This is a genomic window from Vibrio sp. S234-5 (genome assembly GCF_000960595.1).
Classification (GTDB): Bacteria; Pseudomonadota; Gammaproteobacteria; order Enterobacterales; family Vibrionaceae; genus Vibrio.
Genome location: NZ_JZAM01000400.1, coordinates 1 through 404, shown reverse-complemented (window position 1 = coordinate 404; position 404 = coordinate 1). Strand labels below are relative to the sequence as shown.

The window sequence follows — 404 nt, the reverse complement described above, 5'->3', positions numbered from 1 at the left end:
GATCTCTACATGGGTTTCAACCAAGTGGCCCACTATTACGATTGTGAAGTGAGTGAATTTGTCGAGGGCAGCAATGAAGAAGTTCAGTTTGCCGCCGACGCTTCTGGCTACGTGAAACCGGGCCGCTACTATCTGAGCGTCGCTGGTCGTGGTAGCTCCCAAGCCGTGAACCTAACCACAACACTGGACACCGCGGCACCCACACCACCAACCCAAGAGCAAGATGACCTTGCGCCAGTGGTGTTGCAAACGGGCCAAGCACAGCATTTGACCGGTCGCCAGCAGCGCTACGCCGCGGTGTATGTCCCAGAGGGCGTGAGCGAAGTGCGCATTTGGCTTAGCGATCTCACCCATTCAGACAACCAAGGTAACGTAAACCTATACGCTAGCCGTGAACATTGGCC

1 pseudogene is annotated in these 404 nt (G+C 55.7%); it reads left to right on the top strand.

From position 1 onward, the window contains the following. Positions 1-404: pseudogene (locus UF06_RS22305) on the top strand (collagenase); the annotation flags it as partial.